Source organism: Streptomyces sp. NPDC057445 (genome assembly GCF_042802855.1).
Lineage (GTDB): Bacteria > Actinomycetota > Actinomycetes > Streptomycetales > Streptomycetaceae > Streptomyces.
Genome location: NZ_JBHVDH010000001.1, coordinates 664,689 through 690,599, shown reverse-complemented (window position 1 = coordinate 690,599; position 25,911 = coordinate 664,689). Strand labels below are relative to the sequence as shown.

General features: G+C 69.7%; 24 protein-coding genes and 2 tRNA genes. 16 read left to right on the top strand and 10 right to left on the bottom strand.

What is annotated here, in order from left to right; translation table 11 throughout:
* Positions 1–47: 47 nt before the first annotated feature.
* Entirely contained in the window at positions 48–1,223 is a 1,176-nt protein-coding gene (locus ACFU5O_RS03120) for a serine hydrolase domain-containing protein (RefSeq protein ID WP_384235620.1), read from the top strand.
* 10 nt (positions 1,224–1,233) lie between these two features.
* On the opposite strand, the gene ACFU5O_RS03115 is transcribed toward ACFU5O_RS03120, so the two are convergent.
* Entirely contained in the window at positions 1,234–2,247 is a 1,014-nt protein-coding gene (locus tag ACFU5O_RS03115) for a hypothetical protein (RefSeq protein WP_384235617.1), read from the bottom strand.
* 1,001 nt (positions 2,248–3,248) lie between these two features.
* The gene (gene pepN / locus ACFU5O_RS03110) at positions 3,249–5,813 is read right to left on the bottom strand and encodes an aminopeptidase N (RefSeq protein ID WP_384235615.1); all 2,565 of its coding nucleotides are present in this window, start codon (positions 5,811–5,813) and stop codon (positions 3,249–3,251) included.
* 130 nt (positions 5,814–5,943) lie between these two features.
* Between pepN and ACFU5O_RS03105 the strand changes: the two genes are divergently transcribed.
* Positions 5,944–6,582: a disulfide bond formation protein DsbA gene (locus ACFU5O_RS03105; RefSeq protein ID WP_384235613.1), complete on the top strand. Its 639-nt coding sequence runs from the start codon at positions 5,944–5,946 to the stop codon at positions 6,580–6,582.
* Between the two features lie 130 nt (positions 6,583–6,712).
* Here ACFU5O_RS03105 and ACFU5O_RS03100 read toward each other — a convergent pair whose 3' ends face one another.
* The 3 genes from ACFU5O_RS03100 to ACFU5O_RS03090 all read right to left on the bottom strand — a co-directional run bounded on the left by ACFU5O_RS03100 (position 6,713) and on the right by ACFU5O_RS03090 (position 10,504).
* Positions 6,713–7,348, bottom strand: a complete 636-nt coding sequence (locus tag ACFU5O_RS03100) for a superoxide dismutase (RefSeq protein WP_384235612.1) — start codon at positions 7,346–7,348, stop codon at positions 6,713–6,715.
* 184 nt (positions 7,349–7,532) lie between these two features.
* Positions 7,533–8,981, bottom strand: a complete 1,449-nt coding sequence (locus tag ACFU5O_RS03095) for an amino acid permease (protein ID WP_384235610.1) — start codon at positions 8,979–8,981, stop codon at positions 7,533–7,535.
* A gap of 113 nt (positions 8,982–9,094) precedes the next feature.
* Positions 9,095–10,504 (bottom strand): amino acid permease, encoded by a 1,410-nt coding sequence (locus ACFU5O_RS03090; RefSeq protein WP_384235608.1) that lies wholly within the window; start codon positions 10,502–10,504, stop codon positions 9,095–9,097.
* Positions 10,505–10,768: 264 nt separating this feature from the next.
* Here ACFU5O_RS03090 and ACFU5O_RS03085 point away from each other — a divergent pair, with 264 nt between their 5' ends.
* Positions 10,769–11,353, top strand: a complete 585-nt coding sequence (locus ACFU5O_RS03085; RefSeq protein WP_384235607.1) for a biotin transporter BioY — start codon at positions 10,769–10,771, stop codon at positions 11,351–11,353.
* A gap of 99 nt (positions 11,354–11,452) precedes the next feature.
* On the opposite strand, the gene ACFU5O_RS03080 is transcribed toward ACFU5O_RS03085, so the two are convergent.
* Positions 11,453–12,886: an amino acid permease gene (locus tag ACFU5O_RS03080; RefSeq protein ID WP_384235605.1), complete on the bottom strand. Its 1,434-nt coding sequence runs from the start codon at positions 12,884–12,886 to the stop codon at positions 11,453–11,455.
* Positions 12,887–13,067: 181 nt separating this feature from the next.
* Between ACFU5O_RS03080 and ACFU5O_RS03075 the strand changes: the two genes are divergently transcribed.
* On the top strand, positions 13,068–13,562 hold the full coding sequence (locus ACFU5O_RS03075; RefSeq protein ID WP_384235604.1) for a ribose-5-phosphate isomerase: 495 nt from the start codon (positions 13,068–13,070) through the stop codon (positions 13,560–13,562).
* Positions 13,562–14,389, top strand: coding sequence for an Fpg/Nei family DNA glycosylase (locus ACFU5O_RS03070; protein ID WP_384235601.1), 828 nt, complete (start codon positions 13,562–13,564; stop codon positions 14,387–14,389). The genes ACFU5O_RS03075 and ACFU5O_RS03070 overlap by 1 nt, the downstream gene beginning before the upstream one ends.
* A gap of 40 nt (positions 14,390–14,429) precedes the next feature.
* Here the strand turns inward: ACFU5O_RS03070 and ACFU5O_RS03065 are convergent, their stop codons facing one another.
* Positions 14,430–15,659 carry a GNAT family N-acetyltransferase gene (locus ACFU5O_RS03065; RefSeq protein WP_384235599.1) on the bottom strand — a complete coding sequence of 410 codons (1,230 nt, stop codon included), beginning with the start codon at positions 15,657–15,659 and terminating at the stop codon, positions 14,430–14,432.
* 107 nt (positions 15,660–15,766) lie between these two features.
* Here ACFU5O_RS03065 and ACFU5O_RS03060 point away from each other — a divergent pair, with 107 nt between their 5' ends.
* Both ACFU5O_RS03060 and ACFU5O_RS03055 read left to right on the top strand, forming a co-directional pair.
* The gene (locus tag ACFU5O_RS03060; RefSeq protein ID WP_384235598.1) at positions 15,767–16,909 is read left to right on the top strand and encodes a PP2C family protein-serine/threonine phosphatase; all 1,143 of its coding nucleotides are present in this window, start codon (positions 15,767–15,769) and stop codon (positions 16,907–16,909) included.
* 98 nt (positions 16,910–17,007) lie between these two features.
* The gene (locus ACFU5O_RS03055; protein ID WP_384235596.1) at positions 17,008–17,457 is read left to right on the top strand and encodes an HD domain-containing protein; all 450 of its coding nucleotides are present in this window, start codon (positions 17,008–17,010) and stop codon (positions 17,455–17,457) included.
* On the opposite strand, the gene ACFU5O_RS03050 is transcribed toward ACFU5O_RS03055, so the two are convergent.
* Positions 17,405–18,580, bottom strand: a complete 1,176-nt coding sequence (locus tag ACFU5O_RS03050; protein WP_384235594.1) for an acyltransferase family protein — start codon at positions 18,578–18,580, stop codon at positions 17,405–17,407. The two genes, ACFU5O_RS03055 and ACFU5O_RS03050, sit on opposite strands and share 53 nt — an antisense overlap.
* 412 nt (positions 18,581–18,992) lie before the next feature.
* Between ACFU5O_RS03050 and ACFU5O_RS03045 the strand changes: the two genes are divergently transcribed.
* From ACFU5O_RS03045 to ACFU5O_RS03035, 3 genes are all read left to right on the top strand, one after another.
* Positions 18,993–19,187, top strand: coding sequence for a hypothetical protein (locus tag ACFU5O_RS03045; protein WP_384235592.1), 195 nt, complete (start codon positions 18,993–18,995; stop codon positions 19,185–19,187).
* Between the two features lie 385 nt (positions 19,188–19,572).
* Positions 19,573–19,899 carry a hypothetical protein gene (locus ACFU5O_RS03040; RefSeq protein ID WP_384235590.1) on the top strand — a complete coding sequence of 109 codons (327 nt, stop codon included), beginning with the start codon at positions 19,573–19,575 and terminating at the stop codon, positions 19,897–19,899.
* 452 nt (positions 19,900–20,351) lie between these two features.
* Entirely contained in the window at positions 20,352–21,572 is a 1,221-nt protein-coding gene (locus ACFU5O_RS03035; RefSeq protein WP_384235588.1) for a multiprotein-bridging factor 1 family protein, read from the top strand.
* A 130-nt stretch (positions 21,573–21,702) separates the two neighbouring features.
* Here ACFU5O_RS03035 and ACFU5O_RS03030 read toward each other — a convergent pair whose 3' ends face one another.
* Positions 21,703–22,062, bottom strand: a complete 360-nt coding sequence (locus ACFU5O_RS03030; protein WP_384235587.1) for a GntR family transcriptional regulator — start codon at positions 22,060–22,062, stop codon at positions 21,703–21,705.
* A 193-nt stretch (positions 22,063–22,255) separates the two neighbouring features.
* Between ACFU5O_RS03030 and ACFU5O_RS03025 the strand changes: the two genes are divergently transcribed.
* From ACFU5O_RS03025 to ACFU5O_RS03005, 5 genes are read left to right on the top strand one after another with little or no spacing between them, the layout of a single operon-like run.
* Entirely contained in the window at positions 22,256–22,510 is a 255-nt protein-coding gene (locus ACFU5O_RS03025) for a hypothetical protein (RefSeq protein ID WP_384235585.1), read from the top strand.
* Positions 22,507–22,686 (top strand): hypothetical protein, encoded by a 180-nt coding sequence (locus ACFU5O_RS03020; RefSeq protein ID WP_384235583.1) that lies wholly within the window; start codon positions 22,507–22,509, stop codon positions 22,684–22,686. Before ACFU5O_RS03025 ends, ACFU5O_RS03020 begins: the two co-directional genes overlap by 4 nt.
* 26 nt (positions 22,687–22,712) lie before the next feature.
* Positions 22,713–24,101: a replication initiator protein RepSA gene (gene repSA / locus ACFU5O_RS03015; RefSeq protein WP_384235580.1), complete on the top strand. Its 1,389-nt coding sequence runs from the start codon at positions 22,713–22,715 to the stop codon at positions 24,099–24,101.
* A gap of 2 nt (positions 24,102–24,103) precedes the next feature.
* Positions 24,104–24,304 carry an excisionase family DNA-binding protein gene (locus ACFU5O_RS03010; RefSeq protein WP_384235577.1) on the top strand — a complete coding sequence of 67 codons (201 nt, stop codon included), beginning with the start codon at positions 24,104–24,106 and terminating at the stop codon, positions 24,302–24,304.
* Positions 24,304–25,443, top strand: coding sequence for a tyrosine-type recombinase/integrase (locus tag ACFU5O_RS03005; RefSeq protein WP_384235574.1), 1,140 nt, complete (start codon positions 24,304–24,306; stop codon positions 25,441–25,443). Before ACFU5O_RS03010 ends, ACFU5O_RS03005 begins: the two co-directional genes overlap by 1 nt.
* Positions 25,444–25,517: 74 nt before the next feature.
* Here the strand turns inward: ACFU5O_RS03005 and ACFU5O_RS03000 are convergent.
* Positions 25,518–25,588, bottom strand: a tRNA-Gly gene (locus ACFU5O_RS03000).
* Positions 25,589–25,743: 155 nt separating this feature from the next.
* Between ACFU5O_RS03000 and ACFU5O_RS02995 the strand changes: the two genes are divergently transcribed.
* A tRNA-Pro gene (locus tag ACFU5O_RS02995) sits at positions 25,744–25,820 on the top strand.
* The last annotated feature ends 91 nt before the right edge of the window (positions 25,821–25,911 follow it).

Below are 25,911 nucleotides of genomic sequence, written 5' to 3'. Positions count from 1 at the left end.
GCGGAGTCTTGCCGATCGAGCACACACTCGCAGACGGGAGACTTCGCATGACGGTGCGCCCTGTTCACCAGTTCAGGACGGTCATGGCCGCGGCGGTGGTGGCGGCCGCGGTCGCCACCACCGCGTTCGTCGCTCCGGGAGCCGCGTCGGCGGACACCGGGCAGCGGACACGGTCCGGGCACGAGGGCACCCAGCGTGCGCTCGAGGCGGCCGTCGAGGCCGGTTCGCCGGGAGCCCTCGCCGGGGTTGCCCGGGCCGGGCAGCGCACCTGGAACGGCGAGGCGGGCGTGGCCGACCGCACCGACGGACGCCAACGGCGGCCCGGGGACCGCTTCCGGGTCGGGTCCGTCACCAAGACGTTCGTCGCGACGGTGATCCTCCAACTGGAGGCCGAGGGAAGGCTCGGCCTCGACGACTCCGTCGAGCGGTGGCTGCCCGGCCTCGTGCGCGGCAACGGCCACGACGGGCGGGCCGTCACCCTCCGGCAACTGCTCAACCACACCAGCGGCATCTACAACTACACCGACGACCCCGGGTTCGTGCGGACGGTGTTCGGTGAGGGCTTCTTCGAGCACCGGTACGACACCTTCAGGCCCCGCGACCTCGTCCGGACCGCCATGGGGCACAAGCCCTACTTCGCCCCCGGCGCGGACTGGCACTACTCCAACACCAACTACGTCCTGGCCGGGCTGGTCATCGAGAAGGTGACCGGCCGGCCCTACGGCCAGGAGATCGAGCGGCGCGTGCTCCGTCCGCTGGGCCTGCGCGCCACGTCCGTGCCGGGCACCCGGGCACGGATGCCGCGGCCGAGCGGCCGGGCCTATTCCGTGCTGGTCGGGCCCGAGCCGGGCAGCGCCATTCATGACGTCACCGAGCTCAACCCTTCGGGCGCCGGGGCGGCCGGGGAGATGATCTCCACGACCGGGGACCTCAACCGGTTCTACCGGGCCCTGCTGACCGGAAAGCTGCTGCCGGAGAAGCAGCTCGGCAAGATGACCACGACCGTGCCGGTGGGAAAGGAGGCACCGAACCACCGCTACGGGCTCGGCCTGATGGCGCAGAAGCTCTCCTGCGGCAAGGAGGTCTGGGGTCACAGCGGCGGAATCCACGGCTCGTCGTCGGAGGCCGTCACCACCGCGGACGGCCGCCATGCGCTCGCGCTGAACTTCAACAGCGACTGGGCGGGGGACAGTGCGGCCGTCATCGAGGCGGAGTTCTGCTAGAGGAATTCCGCTAGCGCGGGAGGACGACGACATACGCGGCGGGCTCCCGGTGCGGTGAGGCCATCAGTGCCGTTCGGATCACCGTCGCCTGCTGGGCGGGGGCGTCCCTCAGCCCCCTCGGCGAGACGTGCACGACCGTGATGCCCAGCCGCTCCAGATGCTCGCGCTTGTGGCTGTACTCGCTCCACTCCGCGTCCGGGCCCGCCCCGTCGTCATCGGGCCGGCCCGGACGCGGAGCGCGGGTGTCGAGCTCCACCGCGACGGCCTGCTCGGGCCAGTAGGCGTCGATCCCGCCGAGGTGCGGGCCTCCGGGCAGGCGTAGATCCACGTTCCACAGCGGGTCGGGCAGACCGTACAGATGGACGAGCTCGTACAGCCGGTCCTCGGCGAGCGCCCGCCCCTCGGCGAGCAGCGAGTCCACAGCGTTCACCAGATGGGGCCGGGACAGCAACCGCGCCCGGTTCAACTCCCTGACGACAGCCCCCGGTTCGCAGTGGCCGCTGCGGACCGCCTCGGTGAGCAGCCGGCGTACGGCGGTCGCGTCGGACAGCCTCGCGACGGCGTCCGCGAGCGCGCGGGCGACCGGGGCGACGGGCACCCCCGTCACCTCTTGCGGTCGCGGTGGCGTCTGCGTCCGGATCAGCCGGGCGCAGCCCGCCGACCGCAGCCGCCGGGTGCGCGGTACGAGCACGTCGATCCGGTCGAGCGAGGGCAGCGGCGGGGCGGACGCGAACCGGTGCAGCGCGAGCGCCGCCAGCCCGGTGATCATGGCGTCGGCGTCACCGCCGGACCGCCCGGCGTACAGCAGGACGGCGTGCAGCCGCTCCTCACTGGTGGGCGGCCCGGGGTGCAGCACGTACACCCCGGGCAGCACCTGCTGCCACGGCCCACCTGGCCTGCACTGTTCGGCGGCCCGTGCGGCGGGCACACCGTGCTCACGCAGCTGCGCGGCGGTCAGGACACGGTTCTGCACATCCGAGAGGTGGCTCAAGGGGCGAGGGGAGAGAGGGGTGTTGGGGTTCATGACCCGCCAATTCCCGCGTTGCGGCGGCCCGCTAACCGCTGTTACACGCTCGTCGACAATTCCAGACAACACCGCCCTAAAGTACGGGCGTTCGACTGCCGATCAGCCACACCACCCGAACGGAGCCACGGCAGCGCCGCAAGGCGCGTTCCCGGTCCCGTCCCCCTGTCCGGCCTGCGCTTCGACACTGCGGGGCCCGCAGGACCCGTATGCGGCCGTCCCGGCCTCGCGGGGCGCACCCGGAACGCCCGGGCGCCCCTCCACCCCCGCGCTCGCGCCGCACCGGGAGCCCCGCGCTGCCGCACGCGCGCTGTCCGCGGGATCCGTACCCCCTCGCACGGGCGTGCGGCGAGGCTGCCGGCCGGGTGCGGGGGCCGCGCCCCGCACTTGGCGGGCTCGTGTCGCACGTCCGGCCGGGGTGCCGGTGTGTGCGCACCTGCCCGGGTCCTTCCGGGGGAGCGGGGAGGCCGCGCACCGGGTTGCTCAGATACGGCGAGCTGCCGCCGGCTGTGGACCGATGCCCGGCTCTCCCACGAAGGCCGGTGCCGCGGGGCGCAGCTGACGCCCTGGGTGGGGGCCGGTCCCAGCCGTGGCCTGTCCTGAAGGGGGAGTCTCTTGCCGGCCCCCGTCCGGGGAGGGGCCTGCGCGCGCGTCCCGCGGGGTCGGCCGCTTCCCGCCCCCGGGAGCGCGACCGGGCCCGGCCGGCGGTGCGGGAACCGGTCCCGGGCGTGGCCTTCCCGCGGGGCGGCCGTCGGAACTCCGGCCGGGGGCGCGCCACTTCGGATGCCTGAGCACGCCCGTCCGCGCGGTGGAGCACTGCCCGCCATCCGGTCGCGCCGGCGCCGCGATACTGCCGCCCCCGCAGGTGGGGACCGGTCCCGGTCCTTCCGGGCAGCGGGTCGCGCCCCGCACCCGGCTGTGGGGCGAGGCTGCCGCCGGGGGTGTGGGGACCGCGCGCCCCACACCCCAGCCTCCCCCGGAGGGGACGGTGGCGTGCTCCGTCAGGCGCGTCCCCCGTCGCGGGACTGGGCGCGCAGCGCGCGGGCGAGGTCGTCGCGGGCCTCGAGGACCAGGCGGCGGAGGGCAGGCGGTGCCGACGGGTGCGTGGACAGCCAAGCGTCCGTCGCGTCCAGCGTCGACCGGTTGTCCTGGAGGCCCGGGAAGAGGCCCTGCACGACGTCCATGCCGATCTGGATCGAGCGGTCGGCCCACACGCGTTCGATCGCGTCGAAGTACTTCTCCGCGTACGGCGCGATCAGGTCCCGCTGCGACGACTGCACGAAGCCCGAAATCGTCGCCGTCACCAGTGCGTTGGAGAGCGCGTCCGACTCCACCACCTGCGCCCACGCCTGGTCCTTCACCGCCGCCGACGGCCGCGCCGCCAGACACCGGACCTGGTAGCGCTTGCCCGAAGCGGTGTCGTCCCGCGCCAGCTCCGCGCCGATCGCCGACTCGTCGGCCACGCCGTGCGAGGCGAGCGGCTCCAGGAAGGCCCAGCGCAGCTCCTGGTCGACATCGAGGCCGTCGATCTTCGCCGTGCCGTCCAGCAGCCCCTGCAGCAGCTGCAGATCCGCGTCCGTCACCGCGCACGTCGCGAAGAACCGCGCCCACGTCAGCTGGTGCTGGCTGCCCGGCTCCGCGAGCCGGAGTTCGCGCAGCGCGGACTCGGAGAGCAGCCGCCCGCCCGTCTCGCGCCACTCGGGCGCCGCGTAGTGGACGAGGGCCGCACGCGCCCACGCCTGCACCATCTGCAGCACTCCGATGTCCGACTCACGCCCCGCGAAGTCCATGGCCAGCGCCACGAAGTCCCTCGCGGGCATCAGCGCGTCCCGGGTCATGTTCCACAGCGCCGACCAGCACAGGGCCCGCGCGAGCGGGTCGGTGACGGACCCCAGGTGCGAGCGCAGCGTCTCGAGCGATCCCTCGTCGAAGCGGATCTTGCAGTAGGTCAGGTCGTCGTCGTTCACCAGCACCAGCGCAGGCTTCTCCGCCCCGGCCAGCTCCTCCACGACCGTCCGCGCTCCCACGACGTCGACCTCGGCACGGGCGTACCGCACCAGCTCGGGCCCCTCGTGCCGGTACAGCCCCACCGCCACCCGGTGCGGGCGCAGCACATCGCCGTCCTGGACGACCGCCAGCTCGGTGATCCGGTCCCCGGCGTCGTACGTCACGGCAGGGGTGAGGGAGTTGACGCCCGCGGTCTCCAGCCACGACCGCGACCACAGCGTCATGTCCCGCCCGGACGTCTCCTCCAGCACCGACAGCAGATCGCCGAGCCGGGTGTTCCCGTAGGCATGCCGCTTGAAGTAGCGACGCGCGCCCTCCAGGAACGCCTCGCGCCCCGCGTAGGCGACCAGCTGCTTCAGCACCGACGCGCCCTTGGCGTACGTGATCCCGTCGAAGTTGAGCTTCGCGTCCTCGAGGTCACGGATGTCGGCCGTGATCGGGTGCGTGGACGGCAGCTGGTCCGCTCGGTAGGCCCACGACTTGCGATTGTTCGCGAAGGTCACCCACCCGTTGCCGAAGCGGGTCGCCTCCACCATCGAGAAGGACCCCATGAAGTCCGCGAACGACTCCTTGAGCCACAGGTCGTCCCACCACTTCATGGTGACGAGATCGCCGAACCACATGTGCGCCATCTCGTGCAGGATGACGTTCGCCCGCCGCTCGTACGACGCCTGCGTCACCTTGCCCCGGAAGACGAACTCCTCCCGGAAGGTCACGCACCCCGGGTTCTCCATCGCCCCGATGTTGTACTCCGGGACGAAGGCCTGGTCGTACTTCCCGAAGGTGTACGGGTAGTCGAAGTGGTCGTGGAAGAAGTCCAGGCCCTGCTTGGTGACCAGGAAGATGTCGTCTGCGTCGAAGTGCTTGGCCAGCCCCTTGCGGCACATCGCGCCGAGCGGGACCTCCAGCGTCGTGCCGTCATCGAGGGTGCGCGTGTAGAGATCGGTCTCGTAGTGGTACGGACCGGCGACGACGGCCGTGATGTACGTCGAGATCGGCTTGGTCTCCGCGAAGCACCAGGTCTCGCCGTCCCGCGACTCCTCCGCCCCGTTGCTCCAGACCGTCCACCCCTCGGGCGCGGCCACCTCGAACCGGAAGGGCGCCTTCAGATCCGGCTGCTCGAAGTTGGCGAAGACCCGGCGAGCGTCGGCCGGCTCGTACTGCGTGTAGAGGTAGACCTCGCCGTCCTCCGGGTCGACGAAGCGGTGCATGCCCTCACCGGTCCGGCTGTACGCGCACTGTGCGTCGACGACCAGGACGTTCTCGGCGCGGAGCGCGGGGATCGCGACCCGGGAGCCGTCGAAGACGGCGGCCGGGTCCAGCTCCTCCCCGTTGAGGGTGACGGCGGTCACGGACGGTGCGACCAGGTCCGCGAAGGTGGCCGCGCCCGGCTCCGACGAGCGGAAGCGGATCGTCGTCAGCGAACGAAAGGTCCGCGGCTGTGCCCCGTCGCCCTCCCCGGTCGCGGACCGCAGATCGAGGAAGACCTCGTACCCGTCGACAGACAGCAGCTCCGCCCGCGTACGGGCCTCGTCGCGGGACAGATTCTCTCCGGGCACGGCCACTCCTTCGTGTCTCGTTTGAACAGCACCGATCCTCGCATGTGCGCCTGACCGCCGATATCGGGGAATGCCCGCGGCAACCGGCGCTGTTCCCCATGCGAGCTGTGCATCCCACACGAGGAGAGACATGTCCGAGAGCAGGACCCCTGCCGACTTCTGGTTCGACCCCCTGTGCCCCTGGGCCTGGATGACCTCCCGCTGGATGCTCGAGGTGGAGAAGGTCCGGCCGGTGGACGTCCGCTGGCACGTCATGAGCCTGGCCGTGCTCAACGAGGACAGGCTGGACGAGCTGCCCGAGCAGTACCGCGAGCTGCTCAGGACGGGCTGGGGTCCGGTCCGTGTGGTCGTCGCGGCCCAGCAGAAGCACGGCGACGACGTCGTCGGCCCGCTGTACACCGCGCTCGGCACACGCATTCACAACGAGGGCCGCGGCGCCACGCCCGAGGTGATCCTGGAGGCGCTGGACGCCGTGGGTCTCCCGGCCGACCTCGCGGACCACGCCGAGTCGGACGTGTACGACGTCGAGCTGCGCGCCTCCCACAAGGAGGGCATCTCCAAGGTCGGCCAGGACGTCGGCACGCCCGTCATCGCGGTGCCCGGCGCGAACGGCGAGCAGATCGCCTTCTTCGGCCCGGTCGTCACCCCCGCGCCCAAGGGCGAGGAGGCGGCCAGGCTGTGGGACGGCACGCTGCTGGTGGCGTCGGTCCCGGGCTTCTACGAGATCAAGCGGAGCCGTACGAACGGTCCCGACTTCTCCAACCTCTGAGGCCCGGTGCCCCGGGCCCCGCATACGGAAGGGCCCCCGCGACTCCTGTCGTCGCGGGGGCCCTTCCTCTTTCCGCCTGCCGGTGAAGGTTGAGAAGACGATCACGAGCAGGGCGACTGCACGGCCGCGGTCACGCGGCGATGAGCGGGGTCCGCTCCTTGGCCTCGGCGTAACGCCTGGCCACGTCCTGCCAGTTGACGACGCGCCACATGGCCTCGATGAAGTCCACCTTCTGGTTCTTGTACTGAAGGTAGAAGGCGTGCTCCCAGGCGTCGAAGACCAGGATCGGGACGGATCCCTGGCCGACGTTGCCCTGGTGGTCGTAGACCTGTTCGACGATGAGGCGGCGGCTGACCGGCTCGTACGCGAGGACGCCCCAGCCCGAGCCCTGGGTGGTCGCGGAGGCCTTGGACAGCTGCGTCCTGAACTTCTCGAAGGAGCCGAAGGACTCGGCGATCGCATCCGCGAGCTCGCCGACGCCGTCCTTCTCCAGCGGCTCACCGCCGCCGTCGCCGGTCATGTTGTGCCAGTAGATGCTGTGCAGGATGTGCCCGGAGAGATGGAACGCCAGGTTCTTCTCCAGGCCGTTGATCGCTCCCCACTGCTCCTTGTCGCGCGCCTCCGCCAGCTGCTCCAGCGTGTCGTTGGCGCCCTTGACGTATGCGGCGTGGTGCTTGTCGTGGTGCAGCTCGATGATCTGCGGGTTGATCACCGGCTCGAGTGCCGCGTAGTCGTACGGGAGTTCAGGAAGCGTGTAAATGGCCATGTCCGAGCCCTCCGACTGCTTATTGCAAACCTTTCGCAAGTGCAGGCTAGCAGCAAGAGGCTTGCGTCGTGATCTCCCCGGCCTCCGGACGCACAGGACCCCCGGGCCGCGACGGCCCGGGGGTCCTGTGCGCTGCGCCAGGAACGCGCACGCGCGAGGGGGACGGCGGAACTGCCGCCGTGCGTCAGCCCGCAGCGCGCTCCGTGGCGGCCTCGGCGTCGGTCTCGGCCTTCTCCGCCGCCCGCTTGCGCCGCTGCTGCAGGATGAAGCCGCCCGCGGCGAGCACCAGGGTCATCGCACCGGTGGCTTCCAACTGGACGCGGGTGTCGGGCTCGCGGAGCATGAGGACGAAGATGGCGAGCATGCCCGCGATCGCGACCCAGGTCAGCACCGGGTACAGCCACATCCGGACCACGAGCTTCTCCGGTGCCTCGCGTTCGGTGCGGCGCCGCAGCAGCAACTGGGAAACCGCCACGAAGAGCCAGACGACGAGAATGACGGCGCCGATCATGTTCAGCAGCCAGGGGAAGACATCGTCGGGGCGCCAGTAGCTGAGCAGCACACACAGGAAGCCGAACACGGAGGACACGAGCACGGCGATCCGCGGCACGCCCCCGGAGACCCGGCCGATCACCTGCGGGCCCTGGCCCCGTGCCACGAGCGAGTAGGCCATGCGGGAGGCGCCGTAGATGTTGGCGTTCATCGCGGAGAGCAGTGCCACCAGGACCACGATCTGCATCACGGTGCCCGCGCCGGGGATGTCCAGGTGGTTCAGGGCGGTGACGTACGGGCCCTTGTCGGGGTTGGCGACGTCCGGGTCGTTCCACGGCACCAGCGTCACGATGACCGCCATGGAGCCGATGTAGAAGAGGGCGATGCGCCACATCGCCGTACGCACGGCCTTCGCGACGCCCTGGACGGGATGCTCGGACTCCGCGGCCGCGATGGTGACCGTCTCCAGGCCGCCGTACGCGAACACCGACGCGAGCAGACCGATGACCAGGCCCTCAGAGCCGTTCGGCAGGAAGCCGCCGCCGGCGGTGAGATTGGCGGTACCGGGGGCGTCCGTGCCGGGCAGGATGCCGAGGATCGCGAGGCCCCCGAGGATCAGGAAGAGCGAGATCGCGCCGACCTTGAGGGCGGCGAACCAGAACTCGAACTCACCGAAGTTCTTCACCGCCGCCAGGTTGGTGCCGCAGAACACCAGCATGAACAGCGCGACCCAGGCCCACTCGGGAGTGCCGGGGAGCCAGCCACTGACGATCTTCGCCGCGCCGATGCCCTCGAGGCCCACGGCGACGGACAGCAGCACCCAGAACGACCAGCCGGCCGTGAAGCCCGCCCACGGTCCGATGGCCCGCTCGGCGTGCACGGAGAAGGAGCCGGACGCGGGGTTCGCCGCCGACATCTCGCCGAGCATGCGCATCACCAGCATGACGAGCAGGCCGGACACCGCGTAGGCGATGATGATCGAGGGTCCTGCGGCGGCGATTCCGGCGCCGGAGCCGACGAAGAGGCCCGCGCCGATCACACCACCGAGGGCGATCATCGACAGATGACGCTGCTTGAGGCCGTGCGCGAGCGACGAGTCGACTTCGGTGTCGACCGGCGCGGGCGCCGAGGTCCGTGACATGGATCTGCCCTGTTCGTGGGGGACATGGGGAGTGGCCCACAGTCTGCGTCCCGTACCGCTCACAGGGGGCGGATGCCCGCTATACGGACAACATGCTCACACAATGTGAAGGTTCACGCACGCGTCGCCCGCTTCTCCCTCAACTCCCGTACGCCCGCGACGACAAGCACCGCGGCCGTCGCCGCACCGGACCACAGCACCTGCGGCCGGGTGTCCTCGTCGCCGAGCATCAGCAGCAGCACGGCCGCCATTCCCGCCAGCGCCACCCACGTCAGCCAGGGGAAACCCCACATACGCAGCGTCAGGCGCTCCGGCGCCTCGCGCTCGATGCGCCGCCGCAGCCGCAACTGCGACACCGCGATCAGGGCCCAGACGAACAGCAGCACCGCGCCCACCGCGTTGAGCATGTAGAGGAACACGGAGTCCGGCCACTTCAGATTGAGCAGCACGGAGACGAAGCCGAAGGCCACGGAGGCGAACACGGCCCGCCGCGGCACTCCGCCGGGCGACACGGCGAGCAGACCCGTCGGCGCCTCACCGCGCTCGGCGAGCGAGAAGACCATCCGTGAGGAGCCGTACAGATTGGCGTTGAGGGCGGACAGGAGCGCGACGAACACGACGATGTTCATGATCTGCCCGGCCGCCGGCACACCGATCGCGTCGAGCACGGAGACGTACGGACTCCGACCCGGCTTCATCGCCGTCCAGGGCAGCAGGGTCACGACGACCAGCATCGAGCCGATGTAGAAGAAGAGGATGCGCCACACCGCGCTGCGCACCGCACGCCCGACCGCGCGGGCCGGGTCCGCGGACTCGGCCGCCGCGATCGTGACGACCTCGAGCCCGCCGAAGGCGAAGATGACGGCCAGGACGCCGGAGACGACGCCCTCCCAGCCGTGGGGGAGGAACCCGCCCTGCCCGGTGAGATTGGCGAGCCCCACCGCCTCGCCGGAAGCATGGGACGCAGAGGGCAGCACACCGAAGATCGCCAGCGTCCCCAGCAGCAGGAACAGCACGATCGCACCGACCTTGAGCGCGGCGAACCAGAACTCCAACTCGCCGAAGTTCTTGACGGCCGCGAGATTGGCGGCCGTGAAGACCACCATGAAGATCAGCACCCAGGCCCACTGGGGCACACCCGGCGCCCAGCCGTTCGCGATCGTCGCCGCGCCCGTCGCCTCCACCGCGAGCACGACCACCAGCAGGAACCAGTACAGCCAGCCCACGCTGAACCCTGCCCAGCGGCCCAGCGCCCGCTCCGCGTGCACCGAGAAGGCCCCGGACGCGGGCATCGCCGCCGACATCTCGCCGAGCATGCGCATCACCAGCAACGCCAGTGCTCCGGCGAGCAGATACGACACGACGATCCCGGGCCCGGCGACCGAGATCCCGGCTCCCGAGCCGACGAAGAGCCCCGCACCGATCACCCCGCCGAGGCCGAGCATCGTGAGGTGGCGCTGCTTGAGCCCGTGCGACAGCGGCTCGTCCTCGACGGTCAACGTGCTGGGTGGTGCGTCGTGCATGGTGCTCTGGACCCTCGGGGACTCTCGGCGAATTAGCAAGAACCTACAGTCTCGCGGAGCGCTCGCCGATCGCCAAAACGGGCTCCCTCGGCCGCCACCTCAGTGACGAGCGTCACGGCACCCCGGTGTCTTCCTCGGCCACTTTGTGTGAACTCCACCAAGGAGCCGAGCGGCGCTTTGTCATCGACCGACGGTGATCGCGCGTTCACCCGTGGACTAGCGTCGTCATGTCCACACCGATCTGATCACTCTTGCGGAGTCCCGATGAGCACTGCTGCCGCCCCCGTCCGGTCCGGACTGGTTCTTGCCGACCTGCTGCCCGCCAGCCGTACGAAGGACATCGCGCTGATCGCCGGCGGCGCCGTGCTCACGGGCATCGCGGCCCAGATCTCGGTCCCGGTTCCCGGCTCCCCGGTCCCGGTCACCGGCCAGACCTTCGCCGCGCTTCTCGTCGGCACCGCGCTCGGCACCCGCCGCGGCTTCCTGTCCCTCGCGCTGTACGCGGTCGCCGGTATGGCGGGCCTGCCCTGGTTCGCCGAGGGCGACTCCGGGTACGCGATGCCGTCCTTCGGCTACATCCTCGGCATGCTGCTCGCCGCCACCGTGGTCGGCGCCCTCGCCCGCCGCGGCGCGGACCGCTCCGTCCCCCGTACGGCCGGCGTCATGGTGCTGGGTTCGGCGATCATCTACGCCGTCGGCGTCCCCTACCTCTCCCTCGCCACCGGCATGACGCTCGGCCAGGCCGTGGCCGCGGGCCTCACCCCGTTCCTGATCGGTGACGCGCTCAAGGCCGCGCTCGCCATGGGCGCCCTGCCGGCCGCGTGGAAGCTCATCGGCCGCCGGGGCTGAGCCCCCGTACGCGACGCGCTCCCACGCAGAAGCCCCGGCCCGCGGAAAGCGGGCCGGGGCTTCTGCGCGAGGAGAACGGGTCCGCGGGGACCCAGGTGCTCAGGCCTCGACGGCGGTCCTGCGCCTGCGGTCGAGTACCAGACCGATGGTCAGCACGACGGCCGCGACCAGCAGCGACATCAGTACGACCTTGCGGTTGGCGTCGTCGAAGAGCATGTAGCCCAGGACGAAGGTGATCATCGCGGCGGTCGCCCAGGTCAGGTACGGGAAGAGCCACATCTTCACGGTGACCTTCTCCGGCGCCTCGCGCAGCAGGATCCCGCGCATCCGCAGCTGGGTGAAGCAGATCACCAGCCAGACGAAGAGCGCGACCGCACCCGAGGAGTTCAGCAGGAAGTCGAAGACCGAGTCCTTGAACGCGTAGTTGAAGTAGACGGCGAAGAAGCCGAACACGACGGAGGCCAGGATGGCCGCGGTCGGTACGCCCTTGGCGCTGACCTTGGCGAAGGCCTTCGGCGCGTCACCGCGCTCGCCCAGCGAGAACGCCATGCGCGAGGCGGTGTACAGACCCGAGTTCAGGCAGGACAGCACCGCGGTCAGCACGATGACGTTCATGATCTGGCCGGCGTGCTCGATGCCGATCGAGTCCAGGGCCGCGACGTACGAGCCCTTCTCGAGGATCGCCTTGTCGTTCCACGGCAGCAGGGTCAGGACGACGAAGATCGAGCCCAGGTAGAAGACGGCGATACGCCAGATGACGCTGTTGGTGGCCTTGGTCACCGCGCGGCGCGGGTCCTCGGACTCACCGGCGGCCAGCGTGACGATCTCGCTGCCCATGAAGGAGAAGACGACCATCAGCACACCGGCGAGGATGGCGCCCGCGCCGTTGGGCATGAAGCCGCCGGCGTCGGTCAGATGGGCGAAGCCGGCACCCGGATTGTCGGAGCCCGGCAGGATGCCGAACACCGCCAGCAGACCGATGATCACGAAGGCGCTGATGGCGACGACCTTGATGCCCGCGAACCAGAACTCGAACTCACCGTAGGAGGAGACAGAGGCGAGGTTGGTGGCCGTCAGCACCACCATCACGATCAGTGCCCATGCCCACTGCGGCACGGCCGGCATCCAGCCCTCCAGGATCACGGCACCGGCGGTCGCCTCGACCGCCAGCACCACGACCCAGAAGAACCAGTACAGCCAGCCGATCGAGAAGCCCGCCCAGCGGCCGAGCGCGCGGTCGGCGTACGCCGAGAAGGAGCCCGAGTTCGGGCTCGCCGCGGCCATCTCGCCCAGCATCCGCATCACGAACACGACCATCGCGCCGACGAGCGCGTACGACACGAGGATGGCGGGCCCGGCCTTGGCGATACCGCCGGAGGACCCGACGAACAGGCCGGCGCCGATCACGCCGCCGATGGCGATCATGGACAGATGGCGGTTCTTCAGGCCGGCCTTGAGACCGTCGGAAGGCTGCGGAATGCCGGGTTCTCCGGTCTCTCCGCCTGCCTTCGTAAGGGTCGGCTGGGTGTTCATGGACGAATCCTTACGTGTGCGGGTCGCTCGGGTGACGAGCCCCCGCATTCAAACCGGTGACCCGTCGGTACGGAAGACCTGACTCCGGATCGTGATGATGGGCACGTTCTCCCGAATCACGCCCGGGCCGTCGCCCGACCCGCTGACCGCTACCCGGCGTTCCGCATGCCACACTCGGGTCATGCGCGTGTACCTCGGCTCCGACCATGCCGGCTTCGAACTCAAGAACCATCTCGTCGAGTGGCTCACCGCCCACGGCCACGAGCCCATCGACTGCGGCCCCCACATCTACGACGCCCAGGACGACTACCCGCCGTTCTGCCTGCGTGCCGCCGAGCGGACGGCCGCGGACCCGGAGAGCCTCGGCATCGTGATCGGTGGCTCCGGCAACGGCGAGCAGATCGCCGCCAACAAGGTCAAGGGTGTGCGTGCGGCACTCGCGTGGAGCGAGCAGACCGCCGCGCTCGGCCGCGAGCACAACGACGCCAACGTGATCTCCGTCGGCGGCCGGATGCACTCGCAGGAGGAGGCGACGAAGTTCGTCGAGATCTTCCTCGCGACCCCGTACTCGGGTGAGGAGCGTCACACCCGCCGCATCGAGATGCTCTCCGAGTACGAGACCACCGGCAAGCTCCCCGCGATCCCGGCCCACCACCCGCAGGAGCCCACGGCCTGATGCCCGAGGGGCACACGATCCACCGACTGGCCGCCGACTACCGGGAAAGGTTCGGCGGCCGGTCCGTGCGGGTGACCAGCCCGCAGGGCAAGTTCACCGACTCGGCGGCACTGCTCGACGGCACCGTGCTGGAGTGCACGGAGGCCCACGGCAAGCACCTGTTCCTCGGCTTCGGCGGCTCCGGCGGCGACAGCGCCGGGGAGTGGATCCATATCCACCTCGGCCTCTTCGGCAAGGTGAACTTCGGTGACGCCCCGGTGCCCCCGCCCACCGAGACCGTACGGCTGCGACTCGCGAACCCCGAGTCCTACGTCGACCTGCGGGGCCCGACCACCTGTTCCCTGATCACGGACCCCGAGAAGCGCGCGATACACGACCGCCTCGGGCCCGACCCGCTGCGGCCGGCCGACGGCCCCGACCGGGCCTGGGACCGGATCTCCCGCTCCCGTACGTCCATCGCGGCCCTGCTGATGGACCAGAAGGTCGTCGCGGGCGTCGGCAACGTCTACCGCGCGGAGGTCCTCTTCCGTCACGGCATCGACCCGTACCGGGCGGGCAGGGACCTCACGGAGCGCGAGTGGGCCGCAGTCTGGGCGGACCTGGTCCTGCTCATGCGTGAAGGTGTACGCAACAACCGCATCGATACCGTCCGCCCCGAGCACACCCCGGAGGCCATGGACCGCCCGCCGCGTGTCGACGACCACGGCGGCGAGGTCTACGTCTACCGCCGGGCAGCACTGCCCTGCCACATCTGTGGCGGCGAGGTCCGCACCGCCGGCCTCGCCGCCCGCAATCTCTTCTGGTGCCCGGCCTGCCAGCCGGCGTGACGTCCTTCCCGCAAGCCGTGCGGCTCGCAGGCCCTGCCGCTCAGAATCCGTGCGGCAGCCAGGGCGCGAGGTCCGAGCCGAACGCGAGGGACGCCTCGGCGAGCGCTCCGTCCCGCAGCTCCCGCACCCGCCCGGCTCCCGCGAGCGACGACAGCGTCACCCCGCCCAGATACGCAGAGCCCAGCTCCCGTACGGACAGGGCCAGTTCCGCCGGATCGTCCGTCCGCTCGCACGAGGCGCCCTTGGCATCGCCCGTGAGCCGCCAACGCCCCTCGTTCCAGGGGCAGAACGCGTCCTCGACCCCGAACACCACATCCACCGGTGCCTGGTACGTCCGGGCCGCCAGCGCGGCGCCCACGTCGACCAGTCGTACGTGCAGCGAGTCCCGCACGACAACGCCGCAGCGCCGGATGTCGCTGATCATCTGCAGCAGCGGATCGTCGACCGGCCTGTTGCGCGCACGGACCGTCGAGGTCAGGTCGATGTCGAAGAGGAAACGCCACAGCGCCGCGTACACCGCCGGGTCCAGCGCGTCGATGTGCCGCAGCGCGATCGAGCCTTCCGGTCCCGACGCGGTCCACTCCGGCTTGTTGTGGAAGCGGACATAACCCACCACTTCGCCGTTCCGTTCGGCCAGTACGCACTGCATCGGCGACGCACCCTCCCGCGCGGACGGCGGGTCGAGCAGAGGCAGCCGCTCCCAGCCGGGAGTCCGGGCGAACATCCCCGATCGCGAGCCGATCGTGCGCAGATACACCGCCTCGCACGCCTCGGCCGCCTCCTCTGCCGGCACGAACCGCAGCCGTACGTCGTCCGTCCCCGGCGGCGCGACGATCCGCACCCGGGAGGTGTCGATCTCCACGCTCAGCTGATGCGTGCCCACGCCGTACCCGAACCGGCCGTAGATGTCGGGCTCGGACGCCGTCAGTACGGCAAGCGGCTCACCACGCCTGCGCACGTCGTCCAGTTGATGCCGCATCATCGACGTCAGCACCCCGCGTCGCCTGTGCGTAGCCGCCACGCTGACCATGGTCACTCCGGCAGCCGGTACGAACGCACCGCCGGGTACAGAAACCCGATACGTGAACGCCCCGGCCGTACCCACGCACTCGTCGCCGTCCCAGGCCCCGATCGAGCGGTCGAACTCGGTCAGCGCCCGGAACAGCTCACGCTCCTGCCGGGATTCGGCGACTCCGCCGAAGGCGCGCTCCAGCTTCCCGTACCACATGTCCCACTCGGGCCGCTGCAGCATCCGCAGTTCAGTCGTCATACGGCATCCCTACCAGCGGTGCCCGGCCCGTCGCGACCCGATTTCCCACGCAATGTCATGGGGGTCCCCCTGCACGCGGGCCAGGCGGGTGGATAGGGTCCACGACGATGGCACGTGGCGCGGCAGACTCGATCACGGCCCGGCTGCGGAGGTCCGCACACCGGGTCCGCACCGCGCTGCGCAAGTCCGGGGTCGACTACTTCCGCGGGGACGGTTCCGACTGGATCGCACTCGTCGGGCTGCTGCTGACCATCCCGGCGATCGCCTGCGGCACGATCGCGATGCCGGTCTGGTTCTCGCCGGCGGCACTCGTGCTGCCGATCGTGGCAGGCGGACTGCTGCTGAGACCCGCGAGCCTCCTCGGTCTGTACGCCGCGGCGGCCGGCGCCATGATCGTCGAGTCGCTCGTCCTCGGCCCGTATCTGGAGGGTCCGGCGCGGGTCACCCCCGGAACGGTGCTCGTGGTGGCGGCCTGCGGCTTCTTCGGGCTGCTCATCGCGCAGTTCAGGGCCCGGGTCGGAGTCCCCTGGCGGCGCGGCGGGACCATGCTCTTCGACCTCCGCGAACGCATCCGGGTCCAGAGCGCACTGCCCCGGCTGCCCCAGGGCTGGCACCGCGAGATGGCACTGCGCCCGGCAGGCGGGCAGTCCTTCTCCGGGGACTTCGTGGTCGCGGCCCGCACGAACGGCGGCCGCACCCTCGAAGCCGTGCTGACCGACGTATCGGGCAAGGGCATGGACGCGGGCTCACGCGCCCTGCTGCTGTCCGGGGCCTTCGGCGGACTCCTCGGCTCCCTCCCGCCGCACGGCTTCCTGCCCGCGGCCAACGGATATCTGCTCCGCCAGGACTGGGACGAGGGCTTCGCCACCTCCGTCCATCTCGTCCTCGACCTGGACTCCGGCGACTACGAACTCTTCTCCGCGGGCCATCTCCCGGCCCTCCAGCTCCACGCGGGCACGGGCCACTGGGAGGAGAAGGCGGCGGAGGGGCCGCTGCTGGGTGTGTACGACGGCGCCGAGTTCGACCCGATAAAAGGGGTCCTGCGGCCCGGCGATGTGCTGATGCTCTTCACCGACGGGCTGGTGGAGGCATCGGACCGCGAGATCGCCGAAGGCATGGACCGGCTGACGGGCGAGGCGGACCGGTATGTCACGTCGGGCTTCGAGGGCGCCGCCTGGCACCTGATCGAGGCCGTGGCCAAGGACGTCAACGACGACCGGGCACTGCTGCTGCTCCGCCGCGAGCCCTGACCGGCCCACGGGTGCCCGGCCCGAGCCCGGCCATGCCGTCCCGGCCGACCGGGACGAGGCCGCCGCGCGGGCGGTTCCTGGCGCCTTAGAGTCGGAGCATGCCGAACCTCACCCTCGACCAGGTCGAAGCCATCGCCCGCGAGGCCCATGCCGGGCAGACGGACAAGGCGGGACGGCCGTACGCCGAACACATCCAGGCAGTCGCAGAGGGCGTACGCGCACGCGGCGGGAGCGACGAGCAGATCGCCGCCGCCTGGCTGCACGACGCGATCGAGGACGACGTCCTCTCGCAGGAGTGGCTGGCCGCAGCCGAACTCCCGCAGCAGGTCAAGGATCTGGTCATCGCGATGACCAGGCACGTGGACGAGGACCTTCAGTCGTACACGAGGCGCATTCTCTCCACCCCCGGCGCCCGCCTCATCAAGGAGGCCGATCTCGCGCACAACGCGGACCCGGCCCGGCTCGCCCTGCTCGACGAGCCGACCCGTAACCGGCTCAGCGAGAAGTACGCGACGATGCGGCGGCTGCTGGGCCTGGCAGAAGGGTGACGTCCCGGTGGAACGCCCATGACAGCTCGGGCTCCGTCACGAACCGCAGCGCCCTTCGCACCGGTGGTGTGCACAGCAGTGTCACGGCGGCGGCCGTGGTCAGCGTGATCACGATCTCCCCGCCCGGTCCGGCAAGCCACGGGTTCTCGGCCACCACGTCCAGGTAGTCGACGGTCTTCACCAGGAAGCCGTGCAGCAGATAGCCGCAGATGGTGCCGGCGCCCAGCACGGTGAACCAGGTCCGCCGGCGCGGCACCCACGCCAGGAAGGCCGCCGTGAGCAGGAGCGAGCAGGCGAACAAGCCGAGCGTCATGACCGGGCCCGCCCACCAGGGTGCGCCCAGGTCCCCGGCCCCGGCGGACCGGTAGAACCAGCGCATCCCCAGATCCGGCGCGAGCCAGTACGTGAACACCGCCGCCCCCGCGGCCAGGGGCAGCGCCAGCAGTCGCACCTCCCGCCGCCGCACCTGCTGGAAGTGGACCGGCTTCAGGGAGAGCCCCAGCACGAAGAACGGCAGGAACTGCAGCACGCGCTGGAGGTCGAGATCGGCACCGATGCCCGGCGTCATGGAGCCCGCCACCGCGATACAGAGCGCGACGGGCAGCGGCCACCGGATCGCGCGCCACAGCGGCGTGGACAGCCGCCAGATGAACAGCGCCAGCAGGAACCAGGTGAGATAGAACGGGTCGGTCAGGCTGAGCGGGTGCCCGGGATCGTCGTCGGCCCACCGCTTGTACAGCGTGTACGCCACCTCGAAGACGAGGTACGGCACCATCACCCCGCCCACCAGCCGTCTCAGCTGATCGGGCCGGGCCGAGAAACTCCGAGAGAAGTAGCCGGAGATGATGATGAACGCCGGCATGTGGAAGGTGTAGACGAACATGTACAGCGCCCTGGTGGCGCGGCTGCCGTCCATGACCGGTTCCCAGGCGTGTGCCACGGCCACCAGCACGATGGCCAGGTACTTGGCGTTGTCGAAGTAGGGGTCGCGTCTTCTTGCCGGCGCCGCCGGAGGTGCTGATTCCGCCGCCGTCGCCGTCGCCGCCGTCGTCGGGGCAGGCTCCGGCTTCCGGGAGGCCTCGGGGAGCCGGTCCCTCTGCAATCCATTCGGAGCGTGGAACATTTGAGGCACCCTAGCCGCGCACATTGCATTCCGTAAATCGAGGAACGAGGTTCCGTCCGGGTCCGCCCATTCGCCACGGAAACTACCACCAAACGCCCGATATGCCCCAATTAATCCCCCTTAAACAAGGCAAATCAACACGCCGAAAGGTCGGGTGAATTTCCTCACTGATTTTCCTTGAATTTCCTGTGGCCCGGCCGTGTGTATTCCGTGTCGACGGGTAAACGTCAAGCGATGGCAAGGCGATCCCCACAGGCTGGCGCCCCGGCCTCCGGCATGAGCTGTCGGTCCGACGGTGCGTCAGTCGGCAGTCTTCACCCGGGGGTTGGTGGCACGATGGAGGGGACGGGATGTGCGGGGCCGCACACTCCCGGGCGCGGGCAAGGCGGACCGACCGAGGGTGTGATCAGTTGTGGCCATTTCACTGTCTGTGGTGCTGCTGTTGGCGATCATCCTCGTGGTGATGATCCGCAGCGGCTCGATCAAGGCCGGACCCGCGATCGTCGCGGCACTCTTCGGCTTCTTCCTCGCTTCGACGGGCATGGCACCGTCGATCAGCAACTTTCTCAACTCGATAGCAGACTCGATCAACGCGATCAGATTCTGACGCGACCGGATTCCGGCCGATGGCCGGAAACCCCTCCGGCACGGTTGCGACGCCGCCAACCGTGCCGGAAGCGCGGAGAGCATCGGCCCGAACGGGCGCGTCCGCCCGGGAGAAGCGCGGAAACGCCTCAGGGCCAGGCCGGAGGACGAACCTCTGACCTGGCCCTGAGCCATGAAGAGCGGGCGACGGGAATCGAACCCGCGTAGCTAGTTTGGAAGACCACGTATGCGGACGCCTGCTGAGCTGGGACGTCGCTGACCTGTCTCGGAGTAGCTGCGTTGCCCTGGTTCCCCGTGGTTCCCCGCTCGTCTCCCGCTGATCGGGCACGCCACGGGCACGGTGCCCCGCGGTGAGTGTGGCTGCCGTCTCGTTGGAGAATCCCCGCATGGGATCCATGCAGCCAGGCGTGAGCTGGCCCTTCGAAAACGGGACCTTTCCCGTAGAGCTGCTGGCCATCGTCCAGCGAACCGTCTCGGAGGGTCAGTTCCCCGCGCTGACCGTGATCCACGACGACGAGGGTGACTGGCTGGTCAGCGACGACCTTCACGACCCGAACGCGCACGGCGCATCCACCGTCCAGCACTTGCTACACGTACTTGAGCTGGATTCGTCACTTGCCCAGCTCGCCGCACTTCCGCCAGGGCACGTCGCGTGGCGAGCGAACGCTGAGGATCCCTGGATCATCAGCGAATGGGCATACGCCGACGAGTAGCGTGACCTCGTCGCCGAGGTCGGCGTAGCGGCTTTGGGCTGGAGCTGCCATGGGGCGAGAGATCGGGGGCCCGTAAGCTTCCCGCGACTCGGGCAGTCTCTGGACCTGCCCGCTAAAGCCCGATGTGGGCCCCCGATCTTCGAGGCTCGCCCCATGGTGGCTGCGTAAAGCCGCGGAGCCGACCGCCCCAGCGAACTACCGTCTTGCATCTGGCGTTGCTCGCTTGAGCCGCGCGGCCGGCGTAGCCGGGCCCGGAGCGGTGGCGAAGACAGGGAGCGTCGGGCCCGGCGGCGAGCCGGGGCCGCGCGCGGCGAGCGGAGCGAGCCGCCTTGATTGAGGTAGAGAAACCTGTAACTCGCCTGCGTCTGTGGGGCGTTCAGGGTCGGGACTGTCACTTTTACTGACAGCCTCTCCTTGTGGGGTGGGTACCTTCGAAGTGTCGAAAGGAGCCCATGATGGGGGCGGATCTAAGTACAGGGCAGCGCGTAGCGAGGGCAAGGCGCCGTATCGGCTGGGACCAAGCGCAACTGGCTGCCGCTGTCGATCGTTCCGTGAGCTGGGTTTCCAAGATCGAAACGGGACGCCTTCCACTCGACCGCATGAGCGTCCTTGGCCAGCTTGCCGAAGTGCTGGGCGTTGAGGTCACCGAGCTGACAGGGCAGCCCTACCGCCACGAAACCTCTGAACTCGACTCCGGGCACGCCTCCATCCCAGGGCTACGCCTGGCTCTCCAGCAGGCGACGATGCCCGGCGGTGCCGTGCTCATCGCCATGGCCGAGCCGCCCAGTCTGGCCGACCTCGTGCGCCGGGTGGAGGCTGCGGAGCGGCTCAGGCAGGATGCCAAGTTCACAGCGCTCGGGGACGTACTCCCACAGATCCTCCGAGATCTGATTGTTCTGTGCGACGTGGTTACAGGTGACGATGTCGAGCGGGCGGAAGGCCTGATGCTTCGGGCCAGTCACATGGCGCGCGTCTCCTCGAACCTCCTCGGTCACCACGACCTCGGATGGAGCGCTGTTCAGCGAGAGTTGGTGGCGGCCGAGCGCGCAGAATCGCCGATTCTCCGAGCTGCCGCCCGCTGGGACCTCTGCGGGGTCTGGCTTCATGAGGGCGAGCTGAGTGCCGCGCGCGACATGGCCCGTCGGGCTCTCGACGAACTCGAACCCCACATGGTGGCGGCAGACCCGTCTGTGCGCGCGCTGTGGGGTGCGATGCATCTCCGTGCGGCGGTCGCGTGGTCTCGCCTCTGGGATCGGGCCGAAGCTGAGTCGCACCTCGCCGAGGCTCGAGAGGTGGCAGGTTCGCTCCCCAACGACGGCAACGTCTTTCAGACCCAGTTCAACGCGGTCAACACGGAGATTCACTCGGTAGAGGTCAGCCTTGAGCTGGGCCGCCCCCGTGACGTCTCATCGCGCGCTGAGCTGGTAGATGTCATGCGGATCGCGTCGGGTGAGCGGCAGTCTCACTTCTGGGTCTGCACCGCGGCCGGCCACATGATGAACGGCAAGACGGCACCAGCAGCTGACGCGATCCTGCAGGCCGACGCCATTGCACCGCAGCACGTGCGCAACCGGCCGATAGCTCGGAACCTCGTTGACGATCTGCGTTCAACCGACAGGCATGCGCGCTCGGAGGAGATCAGGCGACTCGCCGGACACATGAAGCTGGGCTGAGCCACGACATCTCAAAGGGGGAAGACGGCCGTGAGGGTCGCGGACAGGGCACGGTTATTGGTTGAACTGCACGAGATCCGAAAGAAGCTCGCAGAAGCCAGTCAGCGGGTTGACCGACTGGCTTCCTCCGTCAGGAACGCTCGCGAACCTGGCCTTCGAGGCGATCAAGCCGCGAGTTGATCAACTCCAAGGCGGCCTTGATCTCCGACAGCTCTCCCGCAAGCTGCTGGTCCTTCTCGGAGGAGCCTTCGCCCGGGGCGTCGCTGGCAACGAAGGTGCCCCGCCCTTGCTGGCTGACGATGAGTCCCTCATCCCGAAGGATGTCCAGGGCATGTCGAACGGTCATTGCGGCGACGCCGTACCGCTCGGCCAACTTGGCGTTGCCGTCGAGCCGCTGACCAGCCTTGAGCGCGCCGGTCGCAATCTTCCGACGCAGATCGTCGGCTACCTGCGCGTACGCGCTACGGGGATCGTCCGGGCTCACTGTCACAAACCCAGGTTACCTAAGTGATCTAAAGAAATCTGCCCCGGGTGTGTCCAAAGCCCTTGCGTAGCAACGCGATCCAACTAATCTAGGTAACACAAGAGAAGTTAGACAGGCTCAGACCTGCGACCCGGGGGCGGCGCTCCTACCGCCAAGCAGATTCGCCGCCCCCTTCGTCCCCTTGAAGGGAGCCCCCATCATGCCCGTGACGCTCTACGTATCGCACCCCGCGCCGTTATCGGCTCCGATCTCCCGCACGGATGACGGAGTCGTCTACCTCCCCTCTCCGTGCCAGGCGTGCGGTGTCGCGCCTAGCTGGGGCTGGACGAAGGTGGACGGCCTCGGCGTCCTGGTCCACGACACCGATGACCGGGAGCGCTGTCCGGTGGCGGTGCCGTTTGACTGGGAGACCGGTAAGCCGCTGCCCGTCGTGGTTGAGGCGGTGGCCGCGTGATCGCCCCCGACACTGTCGTGACGGTCCTCGTCCCCACTGCTGTCGACGAGCGTGTGCCCCCTTCGGCCTGCGGGGAGTGCTTCGGCTGGGGGTTCATCTGGAGCGAGACCGCTCCGGGCGAGCCGATGCCGGGCCCCGACTGCGTTGCCTGCCTGGGAACGGGGGCGCGCTGGTGACGGCCCTTCCCATCGCTCCGGCGGCCGTGGCTGACACTGCGGCCGCCGTCGGCGTCGACCCGCTGACCCTGGCCGACCTGCTCCGGGTCACCAGCACCCCCGGCTTCGACCGCTGGCGCGAACAGATCCGGCGCACCGGTGGCTGCTCGGACCCGATCCACCTTCAGGGCTGGACGATCACCAAGGACCGCAAGACGGCCGAGACGCTGTACGCGTACTCGACCCAGGCCGAGCCCGGCGGACGGTTACGGCTGGCCTGCGGCAACCGACGCGCGTCCCGCTGCCCCTCGTGCGCCTGGACCTATGCGGGGGACACCTACCGCCTGATCCGTGCCGGGATCACCGGCGACGAGCGCAAGGACGTGCCCGCAACCGTCCGCGACCATCCCCGGGTCTTCGCCACGCTCACGGCCCCGTCATTCGGCCCGGTTCACAACCGCCCCGCCTCCGGCCGCTGCCGCTGCGGCACCCAGCACACCGAGGACGATCCGGCACTCGGGACCGCGCTCAACCCGGAGCGGTACGACTACGCCGGGGCGGTGCTGTGGAACAACTACGCCGGGCAGCTCTGGCAGCGCTTCACGATCTACCTGCGGCGGGAGATCGCCGCCCGCGCCGGACTGTCCCAACGCGCCCTGGCCGACGTGTGCCGGGTGTCCTTCGGCAAGGTCGCCGAGTTCCAAAAGCGCGGGGCCGTGCACCTCCACGCCGTGGTGCGCCTCGATGGCCCGGACGGACCGGACACCGAGCCCCCGGCCTGGGCCAGCGTCCCGCTCCTGGACGACGCCATCCGTGCCGCTGCCGCCCGGGTCGCGGTCACCGTCCCGCCCGCCGGCCCTTTCCCGGAACGGGAACTGCGCTGGGGAACCCAGGTCGACGTGCAGCCCATCGGCGCCCTCGGCCATGAGGACCTGACCGAACAGGCCGTTGCTGCCTATGTGGCCAAGTACGCCACCAAGGCCGCCGAGACCACCGGCACCGTCGACCGCCGGATCGGGGAGCTCTGCGAGCTGGACTGGCTGCGGCTGCCCGCCCACACCCGGCGCCTGATCGAAGTCTGCTGGCAGCTGGACGCCGAGTATCCGGACCGGCTGCTGGCGCGCTGGTCCCACATGCTCGGCTTCCGCGGCCACTTCTCCACCAAGTCCCGCCGCTACTCCACCACCCTCGGCGCCCTCCGCCAGGTCCGCGCCGACTACCGCGCCCGCCAGGAACGCCAGGCCCGCGGGCTCCCCGACATCGAACCCGACACCGAGGAGGGCTCCACGCTCGTGCTCGCCCACTGGACCTACGCAGGGCACGGCCACAGTCCCGGCGAATCCTGGCTCGCCCAGACCATCGCCCAGGACATCAAGCAAGACCGCGAACTCGCCCGAGAGCTCCGCGCCGAACTCGACACCACGGGGGAGTGGTGAACATGGACCGACTGCTCACCGTGGACCAGGTCGCCGAACTCCTCGGCACCACCGCCCGGTTCCCGCGGCGGCTCATCGAGGAACGCCGGATCGAGTACGTGAAGGTTGGTCGGCATGTCCGCATCCCCGAGCGGGCCGTTGCGGCGTTCGTCGACGCCAACACCATTGCGCCGACTGCCCGGCGGTTGAGGAGCGTGGCCTGATGGCAGGCAGGAAGCGGGCTTTCGGCCGCGTGCGGAAACTGCCGTCCGGCCGGTATCAGGCTCGTTACCTCGGCCCCGATGGCATCGACCGCCCGGCTCCGCACACCTTCCGTACCAAGCGGGAAGCGGACGACTGGCTGGCCAACCGCCAATCCGAGCTGCGTGCGGGGGACTGGACCGACCCGGACGCGGCCAAGGTTCCGTTCGGCTCGTACGCCGCGACCTGGATCACCGAGCGTGGCATCAGTGCCTCAACCGCTGATCTCTACCGGTCTCTCCTGCGGAATCACCTCGCGCCGACGTTCGGCGGCGTCGCCCTGGCCGACATCACCCCGGCCATGGTCCGGGCCTGGCGGGTTGCTCGCCTGGACGCAGGGGCCGGCGCTTCTTCGGTGGCCAAGTCGTACGCGCTCCTGCGGGCCGTACTCATGACCGCCGTGGAGGACCGTCTGATCCGGCGGAACCCTTGCCGGGTCAAGGGCGCGAGCGTCGCTACTACCCCTGAGCGACCCACGGCAACGGTTCAGGAGGTCTACGCCCTCGCTGGAGCGATTCAGCCTCGGTACCGGGCTCTGGTGCTCCTCGCGGCGTTCACAGGTCTCCGCTGGGGCGAACTGATCGGGCTGCGCCGACGTGATCTAGATTTCGACGCGGGCGCCCTGCGTGTGCGCCGGAACGTGGCCGAATTGCACAGCGGCAAAAGGCTGGTCAAGGAACCCAAGAGCGACGCGGGAAAGCGCACTGTGGCGATCCCGGCTGTGATCGTCACCGACATGGCTACGCACCTCGCGGTATTCGCCGAGCCGGGACCTGACGGCCGCGTCTTCATCGGCGCCAAGAGGGCGACGCCCCGCCGGAACCACTTCAACAAGGTGTGGCGCAAGGCGTGTGACCAGGCCGGGATCAAGGGACTGCACTTTCATGATCTACGCCACACGGGGAACACCCTCGCTGCGGCGACCGGCGCCAGCACGCGTGAGCTGATGACCAGGATGGGACACAGCACCGCCCGTGCGGCGCTGATCTATCAGCACGCCACTGCCGAGCGGGAGCGGCTGATCGGCCAGGCCGTGAGCGCGGTCGTGGAGCAGGCCCGCAAGCAAGATCCCAATCCGAACGGGCACGTCACGGGCACGTAAGCTCGCGGGAAGATCAGAAACATCTCAGGGCCAGGCCGGAGGACGAACCTCTGACCTGGCCCTGAGCCATGAAGAGCGGGCGACGGGAATCGAACCCGCGTAGCTAGTTTGGAAGACTAGGGCTCTACCATTGAGCTACGCCCGCGAGGACCGCGCCACGGGTGGTGAACACCGCGGCACGAAGAGCATCGTAGCGGGTCCCTGCCGGTCGCCGCACACCCCGTTCCGTGCGCGGCAGGTGCGGGTCGGAAAAGAGACCGGACCACTGCCTGCGGGCATGTACCCTACGTGTCGCACCGACGGGGTGTGGCGCAGCTTGGTAGCGCGTCCGCTTTGGGAGCGGAAGGCCGTGGGTTCAAATCCCGCCACCCCGACCACAAGTCACGATCATCGCCACAGTCGCGTTATCGGGCTCATCCCGCTTGCGGTTACTATGCAAGCTGTGTGCCCGTGTGTCTGACGAGTGTC